Genomic DNA, 16214 nt, shown 5'->3' with positions numbered 1-16214 from the left:
CTGCCACACCCCGTCACTCCGAATGGAATCCTTCTCCTCTCTTCTTGACCGCATCGGCGGCGCCAAGCGCGCGTTGATTCTCGTCGTCGGCATTGCCGCCGCGGGACTCATCTTCGCCGTGGCGCAGTGGGCGGGTGCGCCAACCTGGGTGCCGGCGTACGTCGGCGTTCCGGTCGAGAACGTGACGCAGCTGACCGACAAGCTCGATCAGGCGGCCGTGAAGTACAAACTCGAACGTGGTGGCGCCGACATCATGGTGGCACAGGCCGACCTTGCGAAGGCGCGCGTCGCGCTCGCGAAGGGCGGTATTCCGCTGTCTGGTCGTCCGGGCCTCGAGCTGTTCGATCAGCCGTCGTGGGGCATGACGGACTTCACACAGCGTATCAACTACCGTCGTGCTCTCGAAGGAGAGCTCGAGCGCACCGTCGGCAAGATGCGCGGTATCGAGTCGGCGCAGGTGCACCTCGTGATGCACGAGACCGACGGCTTCGGCGCGCAGGAGCGCCCGACCGAAGCGAGCGTCGTTCTCAAGCTTCGCAGCGGTGAGGCAGATCCCGAGGTCGTCAAAGGAATCGCGCACCTCGTTGCGTCGAGTGTCGAAGGCCTCACGAGCGAGCACGTCACGATCGTCAACGACGCTGGACGCATGCTATCCGAAGCGGTCGAAGCGACGCTGGCCGGATTGTCGAGCCGCCAGTTGCAGATGCAGCGCGAGATCGAAGACTACGTTCGCGGCAAGGCGGAAAAGATCGTCGGCCAGATGGTTGGTGCGACGAACCTTCGCGTTCAGGTATCGGCCGCGATGAGCTTCGATCGACTCGAGCGCACGACTGCAACGGTCGATCCGGAAAAGCAGGTCATTGCCGCTGAGCAGAAAGCCGAAATCGTTCCCGGCGCGCAGGGCGGCGCGGGACAGAGCAATACTGCCACCACCTACGAGAATACGCGGAGCACGGAGTCGTTCGTCTCCGCTCCTGGCACGATCAAGCGACTCACTGTTGCGGTGCTCGTCGCCGACCCAGCGCCCGCGGCGGGCAGCAAGACCGCTCCGTCGCCGCGCACGCCCGCCGAGCTTCATCAGATTGAGACGCTCGTTCGGAGCGCGGTTGGCGCCGATAGCACCCGCGGTGACTTGGTCTCCGTCGTGAGTGTGCCCTTCGCACCGGCAATCGTCGCTTCACCAGAAGCGCCGAAGACTGACATCGTGAACGTGATGCAAACGGCGCAGCGTCCGCTGCTCGGCATCGTTGGACTCGCGCTGATCATCGTCGTCGCGCTGCTGAGCCTCAAGTCGCTCAAGACAGTAAACGGCGGCCAGATGCCGCAGGTGCACGTGCTGCCGAGAAACGAGCCGAGCATGCCGCAGCCAATGCTCGCGCAGCAGCCGAACGTTCCGGTCGTCATGCCGACGAACACGATGCGTGATCGCGTCAATTCGACGATCGAGCAGCAACCTGATGTCGCGGCGCGTGTCGTCCGCGCCTGGCTGAAGGAGGCCTAAGTCGTGGCAATTACGCTCGCGCGTTCCCATCAGCTCGACCAACTGAGCGGCTCTCAAAAAGTCGCGATCTTGTGCATGGTCCTCGGCTCCGAGTCGGCGTCGATGATCACGCAGAAACTCGCGCAGGAAGAGGTCGAGCAGATCTCGTACGAGATCGCTCGTATGGATCGGGTGAGCCACGAGGCCACGGAAGCCGTTCTCGCCGAATGGCTCGAAGTCATGCTCGCCGCGGACTCGATCGCCTCCGGCGGTGTCGAGTTTGCGCGCGAAGTGCTCGAGCGCGCATTCGGATCACAGAAAGCTGTTCTCATTCTCAAGCGCATTCAGGCGCAGATCTCCGAAACCGCAGGTCTGTACCGACTACGCAACGCAGATCCGCAGCAGCTCGGCAACATGCTGCGCGGCGAACACCCGCAGACCGTCGCACTGATCCTCGCGCATCTCGAGCCAGTGCAGACGGCGCATGTGCTCAAGGAACTCGACCCGTCATTCGGCGCCGAGGTAGTGATGCGTATGGCGCGCATGGAGAAGGTCTCTCCTGACATGCTCGTGTTGATCGAGCGGTCGATTCTCACGGAGACCGACTTGGGCGCGGCACAGGGCCTCACGACGTCGGGCGGACCGGCCGTGGTCGCCGAGGTTCTCAACCTGGTCACGCCGTCGCTCGAGAAGGCAATCATGAAGGGCGTCGAGGAGCGCGACCCATCGCTCTGCGAACAGATCCGCAACCTGATGTTCGTGTTCGAAGACATCGTCAGCCTCGACGACCGGTCGCTGCAGCGCTTGCTGCGCGAGGTCGACGTCAAGGAACTGGCGCTGGCACTCAAGTCCGCGAGCAACGAATTGAAGAACAAGATGATGGGCGCGATGTCGCAGCGTGCGTCGGCCGCGCTCAAGGAAGAAATGGAAATGCTCGGCCCGTCGCGAAAGCGCGACGTCGAAGCATCGCAGACAGGCATCGTTGCGATGATCAGAAAACTCGAAGACGCCGGCGAGATCGTGGTCGGCGGAGGCGCAGATGACCTCGTCGTCTAAGAAGGCGACGGGGCACGCCGCGGTACGGGCGACACCGGCAGCACAGGTGTCCGGCGCCGGCGCGTGGTTCCTCGACGAGCTGTCTGATCCCAACGCCGTTGGTACGGCGGGTCGTGCTGCACGCGCAGCCGCAGCGCAGCTCACCGCAGAGGAACGCTCGCGGCTAATCGATGAAGGCTACGCGCGCGGACTCGTCGACGGCGAAACGAAAGCTCGCGCGGCCGCGCAGGCGCACATTCGCGAAGCAGTAGCCGCCACGCACGTCGTGTCAGCCAAGCTGACCGAGCTCACCGCGATGGCTCCCGGCGTGCTCGAAGAGAACATCGCCGCACTCGCAGTGGTGGTCGCACGTCAGATCGTTGCACGCGAAGTCGCGCTCGATCGCGAGATCGTTCCCAACCTCGTGCGGCGCGCACTCACAGAATTCCCGATCGATCAAGCAGTTCGCATTCGCGTGAACCCGCTCGACCTGTCGGTGCTCACAGCGAGTGCGCAGGAAGAGACGGCGCCGATTACGGGCGCCCGCGACGCGAGCTGGCTCGCCGATCCCACGGTCTCACGAGGCGGATGTCTCGTTGAGGGCCGCGATCGTATCGTCGACGGTCGCGTCGACGCCGCACTCGAACGCGTCTATCGCCGCATGGCACAGGTCGATGCTTCGTAATAAACTCGCGTCACGCATCGGCGATCTGCCGCGACTCACGCGCCTCGGACGCGTGACACGCGTCGTCGGACTCGTCATCGAAGCCGCAGGCCTCGACGTCGGGCTCTCGGAGCTCTGCCGCGTCACGAGCCTCAACGAACAGAAATCGGTGCTCGCCGAAGTCGTCGGCTTCCATGAGCGCGGTGTGCTACTCATGCCGCTCGGCGACATTGATGGGTTGCATCCGGGTTCGAGCGTCACGCCCCTCGGCCGAAGCTTCGGTGCCGACGTCGGACCCGGTCTGCTTGGTCGAGTGCTGAATGGACTCGGCCATCCCATCGACGGCAAGGGGCGCCTCGATCACTCGCATCGCGTTCCGCTGTCTGCCGAGCCGCCGCATCCGCTGCAGCGCTCGATCATCAGCGACGCGCTCGAGACCGGCGTGCGCGCGATCGACGGATTCCTCACGCTCGGCAAGGGTCAGCGCGTTGGAATCTTCGCTGGATCAGGTGTCGGCAAGAGCACACTGCTCGGCATGATCGCGCGACAGGCCAAGGCCGACGTCAACGTGATCGCGCTGCTCGGCGAACGTGGACGTGAAGTCCGCGACTTCATTGAGAACTCGCTCGGCGAAGAAGGTCTCGCACGATCAGTGATCGTCGTCGCCACGGGCGACCAGGCTGCACTCATTCGCGCGCGCGGTGCGCTCGTCGCGACTTCGATCGCCGAGTATTTCCGCGATCAAGGTAAGGAAGTGTTGTTGATGGTCGATTCGGTCACGCGCGTTGCCATGGCGTGGCGCGAGATCGGTCTCGCCGTCGGCGAGCCGCCAACAACGAAAGGTTATCCGCCGTCGGTCTTTGCTGCGCTGCCGCGTCTCTTGGAGCGCGCAGGCACGAGCGATCGTGGTAGCATCACGGGTGTATACACCGTGCTCGTGGACGGTGACGACTTCAACGAACCGATCGCCGACGCAAGCCGATCGATCCTCGACGGTCACATCGTGCTCACGCGCAAGCTCGCGGGCGCCGGTCACTACCCGTCGATCGACATTCTCGAAAGCAAGAGCCGGGTGCGCGATCACGTGATCACGACCGATCAGCGCGCGGCGGCCAACGCCATATCACGACTCGAAGCGTCGTATCGCGAGAAGGAAGATCTTGTGCTCGTCGGCGCGTATCACGAGGGCACTGACCGCAACGTCGATGCTGCGCTCCGGCTCCGCCCGCAGGTGTTGGACTTCCTGCAGCAGTTGCCTGAAGAAAGCGCGGCACTGGATGCCTCGAAGCGCGCGCTGCTTGCGCTCGCGTCGCAGATCGACCAGCCGGCGCGGAGGACATCGTGAGCGCATTCAAGTTCCGGCTCCAGCAGGTTCTCGAGCTGCGCGAGCAGGAAGAGCAGAAAGTTGCAGCGAAGCTCGCACAGGCGGAGACCGCGGCAGACGAAGCTCGGCTCGCCAAGAATGCGCTCGAGTCGATCCAGCAGCGAGGGTCGCAGGCGCTGCGCACCGCACATCAAACGGAACCGACGGTCGGACATCTCAAGACGATCGGGTACGTGATCGAGCAGCTCAACCATCACATCGTCAACGCGCAGACGCGTGTCGACATGGCCGAAGAAGTGGTATCGCAGGCCCGCACGGATCTCACGGCGGCGTTGCAGGCGCGCCGAGTGTTGAGCCGTCTGCGCGATCGGCATTTCGAGAACTGGCGCGTCGAGTCCAACGCGAAGGATCTGAAAGCAATGGACGAACTCGCGCTCGCGCGCTTTACGCGCCGCGGCAGTGACGACACCGGTAGCAACAACAACGATTCTGGAGCAGCAAGCGCATGAAGCCAGCCGTCGTATTCATCATCATGTTCGTCGTGGGGACGGCGGCGTCCACCGGCGCGAAGGTTGTGATGACCAAGCAGCTGCCGCCGTTGAAGGAGGGCGCCGACTCGTCGGTCGTATCCGACTCTACTCATCGCGATAGCACCGGCGAGAAATCGCCCGAGCACGCGGCGAAGGACAGCGCGGAGAAGCCGCACGAGGCGGCGCCGCCAGCGGCTCCCGTCGCGGCACCCGTCGCAGCGCCGGTTTCAGCTCCTGCCGCGGCTCCTGTCGCAGCTCCTGTCGATACGTCGAAGCACGCTGCGGCGCCGACTGTTCCGACCAAAACGGCGAGCGCGAAAAAGGGGGGGCCAGTTGCCGCGACACCGGCGACGACTGCAGCCGCCGCAGCAGCACCTGCCGTGAGAGAAGCAACTGACAGCGCGACACAGGCATCAGAGCGTCGCGTAGCGAAAGTCTTTACTGCAATGGACGCGAAGCAGGCGGCCAAAGTGCTCGAGCACATGGCTGACTCCGACGTCCAGATCATTCTCGGATATGTAGGACCGCGCCAGGCCGCGTCGATCCTGGCTGAGCTGCCACCCAAGCGCGTTGCGACGCTGAGCAAACTCTCCATGCAACCGCCGACGACGGCGGGGGGAAAGAAACAATGACCGTGAACGCGATGGGTAGGACATCGATTGCTCCGACCGATCATTCGAGCGCGCGCGAGCTGCGTTCGGATAGCGATCGCGCGCCCGAGGAATTCGCCGGGATGTTCGCCGGCGCGTTACACACGGCGAGCCGCAGACCCGACGTCAGGAAGCCCGAAGAGGGAACGTCGGAGCTCGATCGCCAGGAAGATCAGAAGGACGAAGACGACAAGAAGGCGAAGCGCAACGGTCATGCTCATCGGCACGCGAGCGTGACGGCGTCTGCCAGCACGTCGACCGACACATCGAACGCTGCATCGGATGTATCGACCGACGAGATCATTCAATCAACGGCAGCGCTCGATCCGGATCTGCAGGCGAAGTTGGCGCGCGTTGCATCGCGAGTTCGCGATGAGACGGGTGCCGATGTGAAAGTGGCGGAGACCTATAGAAGTCAGGGTCGCCAAGACGCGCTGTTTGCACAGGGACGCGAGACCCCCGGGCAGGTCGTCACTTGGACCCGCAACTCGAAGCACACGCAGGGACGTGCCGTTGATCTAGTACTCGACGGCGGACCCGCAGGCTTCGACGCTTACAAGACACTGCAACGTATTGCGCAGGAAGAAGGACTTCGTACGCTCGGCGCAAAGGATCCAGGCCACCTCGAGTTGCCAGGACCAATCGGTTCGGTCGCAACACAGACGAACGTGACCCCCGGTGCGGCGAACGATGTGACACCGTCAATCCCCGTCGAGCCGGCTGACGCGTCAGGCCCGGGACAGGTGTCCATCGCACGCCTCGCACAGGTCGCGCAAGTCGCGCAGTTGAGCGTTGCCAAACCGGCCGAAGTTGCGCGCGTCGCAGGAGTGGCAAACGTCGCGAACGTCGCAAAGGTGCAGGCGCCGGGCAGCAAAAGCGGCGCATCGGATACGAATACGACCACCGCGGCGCAGCCGAAGCACATGGCAGCAGCCAACGCCGCAAACACGGAGAGCGCGGCGCAGCGATTCGGCGGCGACGCAAGCAGTGAGGGAGGTTCGGAAGAACGCGGTGGTAAGGGCGAACAGCGCGGCGGATTCAGCGCACTCGCTGCTGCGGTTGCGATGCGAGAGGGCGCATCGTTCCACAGCGCGGTTCAGGATGTTGGCGCCACCGCAGGAATGTCGTCCGCCGAACGCGCGCAGCGATTGATCGCCGCGTTCGAAGATGCGCCGGCACGTCCGCTGTCGCAGATCACGATGTCGGTCGATGCAGGCAACGGAGCGACCGACCGCGTGCAGATCGCCATGCGAGGCAGCGCGCTCAATGCAACGATCGACGCGGCCGACGCACACGGCGCTCAGGTCATGAACTCGCGCGCCGACGAGCTCGTGCGCGCGCTGTCGAAGGACGGACTATCAGTCGAGTCGTTGCACGTTCGCGCCGCGGCCGGAACGGCGGCGTTGGGATCGTCGCAACAGTCGAGCGGTTCATCGGATTCGTCGACCCACTCACGATCCGATCGAAGCAATCCATGGCAACAGCAGGACCGCCAGCGGTCGGGTGAAGATCGGCGGCAACAACAGCGCGATCGGCGCAAAGGACAGGAACAATGATCGGATCAACCAGTTCGACCACGAACACCAGTAGCGGTAGTGGTGTCGGGACCACGAGCGCACCGGCGGCGACGCCCGGCGGCGACATGGGGAAGGATCAGTTCCTGAAGCTCCTCATCGCGCAGTTGCAGAACCAGGATCCTATGAATCCGATGCAGGGCGATCAGATGGCGTCGGAACTCGCACAGTTCTCGAGCCTGGAACAGCTCCAGGAGATCAACACCACGTTGAGCGGCCAGCAGAGCTCGACCGGTGCGTTGCTCGGCGCAATTCAGGCGACGGCGGCGATCAACACGATCGGCCATACCGTGACTGCGCTCGGCAATCAGGTGCAGATCGGCGGAACGAATGGAGCGAGCTCGGTCTCCGCGGGCATCACGAGTGCTGGCACCGGCACGCTTCATATCTACAACTCGGCCGGCGTCGAAGTCGGCTCACGATCACTCGGCGCAGTCTCGTCGGGGAAGCAGGACTTCGCGCTCGGCGATGCGGCGAAGGACCTTCCGGCCGGCAACTACACCTATTCGATCGACGTCAAGGACGCGAGCGGCAACGCGATCACCGTACAGACCTACATGACGGCCAAGATCGACGGCGTGAGCTCGGGGCAGAATGGCATCGTGCTCACTGCAGGTGGACTGTCGATCCCGTACGGCAACGTCATTCAAATCTACTAGTCACGCGGAGCGACGCGGTGGGCGCGTCGCTGCTCTTCTCTTTCCACGCACTCAGGAGTTCCAATGCTTCGCTCGCTCTCGTCCGCGGTCTCCGGACTCAAGAATCAGCAAACGCGCATGGATGTTATCGGCAACAACGTGTCAAACGTGAATACCGTCGCATTCAAGGCGGGTCGCGTGACGTTCAAGGAAGGTTTCGCGCAGCTTGTTGAAAGCGCTAGCCGTCCGACCGATGGCATCGGCGGCACGAACGCCATGCAGGTTGGCCTCGGTTCGCAGATTGGGAGCATCGACACGATGTTCACGCAGGGCAATCTCGAGACCACCGGCCGCAACCTCGACCTGGCGATCCAGGGCTCGTCGTTCTTCGTCCTGAAGAAGGGCAATGAGAACTTCTATACGCGCGCCGGCAACCTGCAGGTGGATGCGGACGGCACGCTCGTCGCTGGCACCGATGGCTACAAGGTGCAGGGCCGCATGGCCACAAACGGTGTGTTGAGCGATACCGTGACGGACCTCAAGATTCCGGTGTTGCAGACGTCGCCGGCCAACCCGACGACCAAGGTTACGCTGTCTGGCAACGTCGACGCGTCGGCCAAGGTGTTCGACAAGGGAACGGCATCGGCCGTCGATCCGCTCGATCCCACGCAGCGCGCGCTTCCGCAGAACGCGAACTCGTTCAAGGACATGTCCATCACGGTCTACGACTCGCTCGGCACCAAGCACGAGCTCAAGATGGTCATGTGGAAGACCGACGTGAACAAGTGGGATTGGAAGATCGACGATTCGGCGATGGACATCAGCAGCGCCGGCGTCACCGAAGTTGCGGGCACGCACCCGATCACCTTCGCCGCGGATGGTTCGGTCGACACGACGGCGACGTCGGCGATGCCGCAGGTGAAGTTCACGCCGGCCAGCGGCGGCAACGACGTCACGATCAACCTCGATCTCGGTACGGGCATGAACGGCCTGTCGCAGTTCGCGGGTTCATCGACGGCGGTGATGCGCGATCAGGACGGGTACACGAACGGCACGCTGCAGTCCTATACGGTCGACGCGAGCGGCACGATCGTTGGCGGCTTCACGAATGGCATCACGCAGATCCTCGGGCAGCTGCAGCTGGCTGATTTCAATAACCCTGAAGGTCTGACGCGTGCTGGCGACAACACCTACTCGGTGACGGCCAACTCGGGCGCCGCGGTGCTGGGCTTCGCCGGCGAGGGCTCGACCTCGAGCATCGCGAGCGGCTCGCTCGAAATGTCGAACGTCGATCTGGCGCAGGAGTTCACGAACATGATCGTCGCGCAGCGCGGCTTCCAGGCTAATAGCCGAGTGATTTCGACGACCGATCAGCTGATGCAGGAGCTCGTCGAGCTCAAGCGATAAGCGGGCACGAGTGATGTGAGGCCGGGTCGGCCGGTACGGCGACCCGGTCTTGCGTTTCTCAGACGATTGTATACAATACCGAGAAGGTGTATTTGCGTTCTCTTATGCCGAGACGGTGTCATGCGATCGTTGCTTCGCGCGAGCGTTGGAGCGGTGGTGTTGCTGGCGGCAGCGCAGGGATTGGCGGCGCAGTCAGCCGTCGGGCGGGGCGTGATGGACGGGATCGTGACGGACTCGAGTCTCGTGCCTCTCGCTGGCGCGACGATCACGCTGTTCGGATCGAGCATCGGAACGAAGACCGGCGAGAACGGCCGGTTTCGAATCGTGGCGCTCCCCGCGGGCGAGTACGTCGTGATGGCGCGTCGGCTCGGATACGCGAGTGCGTCGGTCACGCTGCACGTCGACGGTGGAGACACGCTACGACCGGCATTCGCCCTACACAAGGTGATCGCCGAGCTGGACACCGTTCGCGCGTCGGCGATTTTTTCCGTCACACGACTCGGAGAATTCGAGGAACGACGGGCCCACAGCATTGGCGGACACTTCATCACGGCGAACGAGATCGAGCGACGGAACCCGATCTATATCGGCGACATGCTGCGATCAGTTTTGTCCGTCAACATCGTCACCGACAAAACAGGCGGTCAGTCGGCGTTCTCGATCCGCGACGGATGCGCGTACCAGGTCTACGTCGACGGAATGCTCTTCTCGGAATTCGGCAGCCTCAACGCAGTTCCGTCGCCCAAGGAGATCGCCGGCGTCGAGGTTTACTCCGGACCTGCGACCTTACCACCGCAGTACAACCGCGTGCGGGCCGGAGATTTTGCCGGACAGATCACGATGCCCTGTTCAGGCGCGATCCTCATTTGGACCAAGAGCGGAGCATAGGCGTCGTGCTATCGCTACGTCGCGTCGCATCTGCACTTGGAGTCTTGACGGTGCTGTCTCAAACATCGTCGGCGCAGGCCACGCAATCGATTCCGCGTGGCGTGATGGACGGCATCGTCACCGATTCGAGCCTGGTGCCCATTCAGGGAGCGACGATTCTACTTCTCGGATCGACGTTGACCGCGACCACGGGCGAGAACGGTCGATTTCGCATCGTCGCACTGCCGGCTGGCGAGTACGTCATCACAGCGCGTCGCCTCGGATTTGCGAGCGCGACGGTCAGCCTGCGGCTCGTCGGAGGAGATACCCTGCGTCCAGCGTTCGCATTGCAACGCGTGGCGGCAGAGTTGGACACGATTCGGGCGGCGGCGGCTCAGGCCAAGACGCGATTCGGAGAGTTCGAGGAGCGTCGCGCGCGCAGCAACGGCGGACACTTCATCACCGAGGAGGACATCCAGAAGCGAAACCCGGTCAAAGTCAGCGACATGTTTCGCGGAGTGCTCTCGGTGCACATCGATCCGAGTGGGTACAAGGTTCAATCCTACCGCTCGGTTGGCCCGTGCCCGTTTCAAATATTTGTTGACGGAATCATCTTCGACGAAGGCGGAAGCTTGTACTACGCGCCATCGGTAAAGGAAATCGCCGCCATAGAGATCTACTCGGGACCGGCGTCGGTTCCCCTCGCGTACAAGCGCACCTATGCCCAGTGCGGTGTCATCCTGATCTGGACCAAGGGCGGAAAATAGGAATGCTCTGCCCACTTAGACGTAGCCTGATGGCCATGATCGCGTTGATTGCATCACACGCGTTGGCCGCACAGTCGCGCCAAACCATTTCCCGCGGGATGATGGATGGCGTCGTCACTGACTCGAGCCTCGTTCCGCTTGCAGGAGCAACGGTCTCGCTAGTCGGCACGACGATCACCGCGACCACCGGAGACAACGGCCGCTTTCGCATCGTCGCATTGCCCCCCGGCGAGTACGTGGTGATCGCTCGACGCCTCGGTTACGCGACTTCATCGGCAACCCTGCAACTCGTCGACGGTGACACACTCCGGCCGTCGCTCGTACTCGATCGCGTCTTGCCATTGCTGGATACCGTCCGCTCCTCGGTCGGTCGCTTGGTGACGCGAATGTCCGAGTTCGACGAACGCCGCGCGCTCAAGATTGGCCACTTCGTCACGCAAGAGGAGTTGGAAAGGCGAAACGGCGCGCTCTTGAGCGACGTCCTCCGGGGCCTCCCGTCCGTGACCATTCTGTCCAGGGTGCTGGGCCAACAGAAGGTCTACTCTGGTCGCAACATCAACCCGTGTCCGTACCAGATCTTCGTTGATGGACTGATCTTCAATCAAGACGGAGATCTCAGCGGAGCGCCCTCGTCAAAGGAAATCGCAGGAATCGAGGTGTACTCCGGAGCGGCAACGGTGCCGCTCCAGTACAAGCGCGCCGACACGATGTGCGGAGTCATCCTGATCTGGACGAGGGGCGGAAAATAGGAATGCTAGCTCTCGTCACCGGCGCATCTTCCGGCATTGGCCAAGCGTTCGCTCGACGCCTCGCCACCGACGGGTACGACCTCGTTGTCGTAGGCCGACGCCGCGACCGACTCGACGGCCTCGTCGCCGAATTTCCTAACGTCGAGATCCAGCCGCTGGTCGCCGACCTCGGCACCGATGCCGGTATCGAAACGGTCGCCGACGCGTGTGCGCGCGAGCCGCTGACGATGCTCGTCAACAACGCGGGCGTCGCGCACTACATGCCGTTCGTCGACCTATCGGCAGCCAAGGCGAACGAGCTTCTTCACGTCAAAGTCGTCGCACCAACGATGCTCTCACGAGCCGCGGCACCCGCCATGGTCGCAAGACAACAGGGCACGATCATCAACGTGTCGGGCATGCTCGCGTTCAGCGGACCAGCATCCGTTGAAAGGCTGCCGCTTCGCCGAGCCGTATATACCGGCGCCCTGGCTCACATCGTCGCGCTGTCACAAGCACTGCATGAAGAGCTGAAGTCTCGAGGCCTGCGCGTGCAAGCTCTCTGTCCCGGGGTGGTCGCGACGGAATTCCATGAACGCCAAGGGCTGGACCTCAGCGCAGTGCCGCGCATGTCGGCAGACGACGTCGTGACCGCCAGCCTCCGAGGACTCGACCTCGGCGAGGTTGTTTGCGCCCCAGGCGTCGAGCGGTCGGATCTACTCGACGCAGTGTTCAGTGCCGACCTCGACGCCTTCGCCGCGCAGGCGCCGCAACTCGCTGAGCGCTATCGAAAACTGTAGCGAAAGCGGCTCTACGCGTGCCCGCCTGACCGTCTAAGCCAAACCGACGCGGCCAGGCCGCCCGGCAAAAAGGACCCGCTCGCTAGCGGCAAAAGCTGCCGCATGCCCTGACCCGGACGTTTTTTCCGCCCGGGGTTCAGCGGTGACGGATCTCACTCAAAACGTGATCCCACAAGCACTTACATAGTGCTCAGCCCAACCTATTCATTGGGCTATTGATGGGCATGCCACCTGCTTTTCCCGGTGGCGCAGGTCCCTCCGTTTTGAGCAGCTCCCCTCCCCACCGCTCCTCCGCCTTCCCCCCATGGCGACTCAAGCCATCGAACAGGCTCCAGAAACCGCGACCGACGCAGCGCCGCCAGCCAAAGGCGGCCGCATGGTCCTCATTCTCGCGATCGCCGGCATCGTCGCCGGACTCGGCGTCGGCTTCTTTGCCGTCGGGCCGATCCTCGCGAAGAAGAAAGCCGCGACCCACGCCGCGCCGAAGAAAGAGGAAAAGGTCGAGACGGCGGTGAATCACGCGATCGAGAACATCGTGCTCAATCCCGCCGGCAGTGGCGGCGCGCACTTCCTCATGGTCACCGCGACGTTCGAGCTCAAGGACGCCGCCGCCGAGGAATTCATGAAGGTTCATGAAGCCGAGATTCGCGATCGACTGCTCGCGCTGTTTGGCAAGCGCACGGTCGAAGAGCTCACCGAGATCAGCGCGCGCGAAGCACTGAAGAAGGAAGTGCTCACCGACGTCGCTCCGCTCTTTCCAAAGGGCGCGGTGCAGAAGGTGTTCTTCCCGCAATTCGTCATTCAATGACCGCTCCGCGAACCCCGCTCCCATCGGAGCAGCTGTCGCAGAACGACATCGACCAGATGATGCAGGGCGCTCTGCCCGATCGTCCGGCCCATGGACGTAATGCGCCGGACGTGCAGGTCTATGATTTCCGTCGCCCGCACCGTGTATCGAGAGAGCGTCTGCGCACTCTCGAAGCGATGTACGGACGGCTCGTGAAGTCGCTCGAAGGTTGGCTGATGGGTCGCGTACGCGGCATCGTCGACCTCAAGCTGCAGAGCGTCGAGCAGATCTCGTTTGGCGAATACGCGCTGTCGCTCCCCGCGTCGTGCAACTCGTTCATCGTCGACGTGAAGGATCGCGCCGGTGATGCGGCGGTCGGTGAGCAGGCTGTCATCGACATCGGCCGGGAGCTCGCCTACTACCTCGTCGACCGCCTCTTCGGCGGCGGCTCCGATCCCACAATCCTCGATCGCGCCATGACGCCGATCGAACGACTCGCCGTGCGCGTCGTCGCCGAGCGTGTGATGGCGCTCGTGCAGGAAGTGTGGGAAGATCACGTCGAGCTGGAACTCGGACTGTCTGGCTTCGAATCGATTCCAGAAATCATTCAAGCCGCTGCGCGCGAAGCGCCGGTGCTCGTCGCGAGCATCGAAGCGAATTTCGCCGGCGTATCGAGTCTCGTCTCGATCTGTCTGCCCCTGTCGGTGCTCGAAAAGTTCTTCGTCGACAGCGGCGGTAAGACAGCCGCGCATTCGCCGCGTCGTGAGCCGCCGGGACAGCGCATCGTCACCGAAGGCGCGCTGCGTCAGACGCGCGTCGACGTCGCGGCTCGTCTGCCGGACTTCCGACTCTCGATGCGCGACATCGCTGGCCTCTCCGCCGGCAGCATGCTGTCGACCGGCATTCCGGTCGATTCGACGGTGAATCTCTACGTCGGTAATCAGCCGCGCTTCAAGACGGCAGCAGGTCGTGTCGGTCGCAAGCTCGCGGTCCGTGTACTGGAGCCACTCAACGGCGGATCGCTTCCGTCTTCAATGGACGACAACTCATGAATCAGAAAGACATCGACGCCATCATGGATGCCGGCGGCATGGCCCCCGAACTCACCGAGCTCGGTGCCGGCGTAGCAAGCAACGCGGAAGTTCCGCTTGCGATGCTGATGGATCTCACGCTGCCGCTCTCGATCGAGCTCGGACGCACGCGGATGACGGTGCAGGAAATTCTGCGCCTCGGTCGCGGTTCGGTGGTGCAGCTCGAGCGACTCGCCGGTGAGCCGATCGATCTCTACGTCGCCGATCGTCGCTTCGCCGAAGGTGAAGTCGTCGTACTCGGCGAGCACTTTGGTGTTCGTATCACTCGCATCATTTCCAACGTTGCGCTGCCCGAGGGGATTGCGTGACGTTTGGCTCCATTGCCGGTGTGCTGCTGACGCTGGGCTTCGTACTCGCCCTGCTCGGGATCGCGCTCAAGCTGCTTCGTCGCTTTGCTCCGACGTCGACGACCGGGTCGCGCCTGCGCATGGAGGTCGTGCAGCGTCTCGCGCTCGGACCCAAGCAGGGAATCGCGGTCATTCGCGTTGGTGAGCGCCTGGTTGCCGTTTCCGTTGGCGAGGGCGGCATCAATCGGCTGTTCGAGCTCGATGAGGCCGAGGTCGCGACGGCGCAGGAGTCAGCGCGCACCGTGATGACTGTCGGGAGCACGCCCGCTCACGCGATCGACTTCAAGGCTGCGCTCAAGGGCGCGCTCAAGACGGCCGGCCTCGCGGTTGCGCTCGCGGCGACGCTGAGTGCCGTTGCGATTCGGCCAGCGAGCGCACAGCGCGCCGCCGCGCCAACACGTCCGATGTCGGTCGCGCCAACGAAGCCGGCCGCTGTTGCCACGAGCACTCCGGTTGGCGCGCCAGCGCAGACCGCGAAGGTCGCAGCAACGAAGGCGAATGTCGAAGCGTCGGTCTCGAAGCTGACGCCGCAGATGGATCTTCGCGTCGGCGGTAGCGGCAGCGATGGATTGCACCTGAGCGGCACGGTGGGCGTGGTCGTAATGATGGGCCTGCTCACGCTGCTCCCGATGCTGCTGTTGATGATGACGGGTTTTACCAGAATCCTCATCGTTCTCAACTTCCTACGCCAGGCGCTCGGCACGCAGAGCGCTCCGCCCAATCAGCTGGTCGCCGGCCTGGCGTTGCTGCTCACGGGCTTCGTCATGGCGCCCACACTCAATGAAGTGAATCGCACGGCTATCACGCCGTGGATGGATGGACAGATCGAGCAGTCCAAAATGCTGGAGCTAGGCGCCAAGCCATTTCGTGCCTTCATGCTTCGCCAGACGCGCCGCCAGGACATCGAGACCTTCGTTCGCATGAGCGCGGGCAAGCGTCCCGAAACGCTCGATGAGGTTCCGCTCGTGACGATCACGTCGGCGTATGTGATCAGCGAGCTGCGCACCGCGTTCCAGATCGGGTTCGCGCTCTTTCTGCCCTTCATCGTGATCGACGTCGCGGTGTCATCGGTGTTGATGAGCATGGGCATGTTCATGCTTCCGCCGGCGATGATCTCGCTGCCGTTCAAGCTGTTGCTGTTCGTACTGGTCGATGGCTGGTCGCTGATCGTTCAGAGTCTCGTCACAAGCTTCCGTTAAACTCGCCGCACGCCGCACGCCTCTCGCGAATCCAATGTCTCACGCCCTCATCGTCGATCTCGCTCGCAACGCCATCATGCTGGCCCTGCTCATTGCGGGACCCATGCTGATCGTTGCGCTGCTCATCGGCCTCACCGTCAGCGTGCTGCAAGCCGTCACGCAGATCCAGGAACAGACGCTCGCGTTCGTTCCGAAGCTCGTCGGTGTGAGCGTGGTTTTCCTGCTCGCCCTTCCGTGGTTGCTCCAGCTGTTGGTGAAGTACACGACTGAACTGTTCCGCAGTTTGCCGTCGCTGATTTCCTAACTCGATCTCGCAGCCTCTCCAC

At 63.2% G+C, this 16214-nt stretch carries 18 protein-coding genes; all 18 read left to right on the top strand.

All coding sequences use genetic code 11. The annotated features are described in order from the left end of the window. Positions 1-22: 22 nt before the first annotated feature. The 18 genes from fliF (at position 23) to fliQ (ending at position 16192) form a co-directional block, all read left to right on the top strand. Positions 23-1501 carry a flagellar basal-body MS-ring/collar protein FliF gene (gene fliF / locus AC6H4Z_RS02650; protein ID WP_497545187.1) on the top strand — a complete coding sequence of 493 codons (1479 nt, stop codon included), beginning with the start codon at positions 23-25 and terminating at the stop codon, positions 1499-1501. A 3-nt stretch (positions 1502-1504) separates the two neighbouring features. Further along, positions 1505-2536, top strand: coding sequence for a flagellar motor switch protein FliG (gene fliG, locus AC6H4Z_RS02645; RefSeq protein WP_497545186.1), 1032 nt, complete (start codon positions 1505-1507; stop codon positions 2534-2536). Next, on the top strand, positions 2520-3200 hold the full coding sequence (locus AC6H4Z_RS02640) for a FliH/SctL family protein (RefSeq protein WP_497545185.1): 681 nt from the start codon (positions 2520-2522) through the stop codon (positions 3198-3200). Before fliG ends, AC6H4Z_RS02640 begins: the two co-directional genes overlap by 17 nt. Then, positions 3190-4524, top strand: a complete 1335-nt coding sequence (locus AC6H4Z_RS02635; protein WP_497545184.1) for a FliI/YscN family ATPase — start codon at positions 3190-3192, stop codon at positions 4522-4524. The genes AC6H4Z_RS02640 and AC6H4Z_RS02635 overlap by 11 nt, the downstream gene beginning before the upstream one ends. Next, complete coding sequence (gene fliJ, locus AC6H4Z_RS02630; RefSeq protein ID WP_497545183.1) at positions 4521-5012, top strand: flagellar export protein FliJ; 492 nt, start codon at positions 4521-4523, stop codon at positions 5010-5012. Before AC6H4Z_RS02635 ends, fliJ begins: the two co-directional genes overlap by 4 nt. Continuing rightward, positions 5009-5665, top strand: coding sequence for a MotE family protein (locus tag AC6H4Z_RS02625; RefSeq protein WP_497545182.1), 657 nt, complete (start codon positions 5009-5011; stop codon positions 5663-5665). Before fliJ ends, AC6H4Z_RS02625 begins: the two co-directional genes overlap by 4 nt. An 11-nt stretch (positions 5666-5676) precedes the next feature. Beyond that, complete coding sequence (locus AC6H4Z_RS02620; protein WP_497545181.1) at positions 5677-7239, top strand: M15 family metallopeptidase; 1563 nt, start codon at positions 5677-5679, stop codon at positions 7237-7239. After that, positions 7236-7916, top strand: a complete 681-nt coding sequence (locus AC6H4Z_RS02615; RefSeq protein WP_497545180.1) for a flagellar hook assembly protein FlgD — start codon at positions 7236-7238, stop codon at positions 7914-7916. The genes AC6H4Z_RS02620 and AC6H4Z_RS02615 overlap by 4 nt, the downstream gene beginning before the upstream one ends. 63 nt (positions 7917-7979) lie before the next feature. Beyond that, entirely contained in the window at positions 7980-9302 is a 1323-nt protein-coding gene (locus AC6H4Z_RS02610) for a flagellar hook protein FlgE (protein ID WP_497545179.1), read from the top strand. A 120-nt stretch (positions 9303-9422) separates the two neighbouring features. Continuing rightward, on the top strand, positions 9423-10190 hold the full coding sequence (locus AC6H4Z_RS02605) for a carboxypeptidase regulatory-like domain-containing protein (RefSeq protein ID WP_497545178.1): 768 nt from the start codon (positions 9423-9425) through the stop codon (positions 10188-10190). 50 nt (positions 10191-10240) lie between these two features. Beyond that, positions 10241-10936: a carboxypeptidase-like regulatory domain-containing protein gene (locus tag AC6H4Z_RS02600; RefSeq protein ID WP_497545177.1), complete on the top strand. Its 696-nt coding sequence runs from the start codon at positions 10241-10243 to the stop codon at positions 10934-10936. A 35-nt stretch (positions 10937-10971) separates the two neighbouring features. After that, positions 10972-11685 carry a carboxypeptidase regulatory-like domain-containing protein gene (locus tag AC6H4Z_RS02595; RefSeq protein ID WP_497545176.1) on the top strand — a complete coding sequence of 238 codons (714 nt, stop codon included), beginning with the start codon at positions 10972-10974 and terminating at the stop codon, positions 11683-11685. Further along, entirely contained in the window at positions 11682-12464 is a 783-nt protein-coding gene (locus AC6H4Z_RS02590; RefSeq protein WP_497547003.1) for an SDR family NAD(P)-dependent oxidoreductase, read from the top strand. The genes AC6H4Z_RS02595 and AC6H4Z_RS02590 overlap by 4 nt, the downstream gene beginning before the upstream one ends. Before the next feature lie 304 nt (positions 12465-12768). Next, on the top strand, positions 12769-13272 hold the full coding sequence (locus tag AC6H4Z_RS02585) for a flagellar basal body-associated FliL family protein (protein ID WP_497545175.1): 504 nt from the start codon (positions 12769-12771) through the stop codon (positions 13270-13272). After that, entirely contained in the window at positions 13269-14303 is a 1035-nt protein-coding gene (locus tag AC6H4Z_RS02580) for a flagellar motor switch protein FliM (RefSeq protein ID WP_497545174.1), read from the top strand. Before AC6H4Z_RS02585 ends, AC6H4Z_RS02580 begins: the two co-directional genes overlap by 4 nt. Continuing rightward, complete coding sequence (gene fliN, locus AC6H4Z_RS02575) at positions 14300-14650, top strand: flagellar motor switch protein FliN (protein ID WP_497545173.1); 351 nt, start codon at positions 14300-14302, stop codon at positions 14648-14650. Before AC6H4Z_RS02580 ends, fliN begins: the two co-directional genes overlap by 4 nt. Continuing rightward, complete coding sequence (gene fliP / locus AC6H4Z_RS02570) at positions 14647-15888, top strand: flagellar type III secretion system pore protein FliP (RefSeq protein WP_497545172.1); 1242 nt, start codon at positions 14647-14649, stop codon at positions 15886-15888. The genes fliN and fliP overlap by 4 nt, the downstream gene beginning before the upstream one ends. 34 nt (positions 15889-15922) lie before the next feature. Further along, positions 15923-16192, top strand: coding sequence for a flagellar biosynthesis protein FliQ (gene fliQ / locus AC6H4Z_RS02565; RefSeq protein WP_497545171.1), 270 nt, complete (start codon positions 15923-15925; stop codon positions 16190-16192). The last annotated feature ends 22 nt before the right edge of the window (positions 16193-16214 follow it).

This window comes from Leucogemmata humicola, from assembly GCF_055379415.1.
This window is presented reverse-complemented; position numbering and strand designations above follow the sequence as displayed.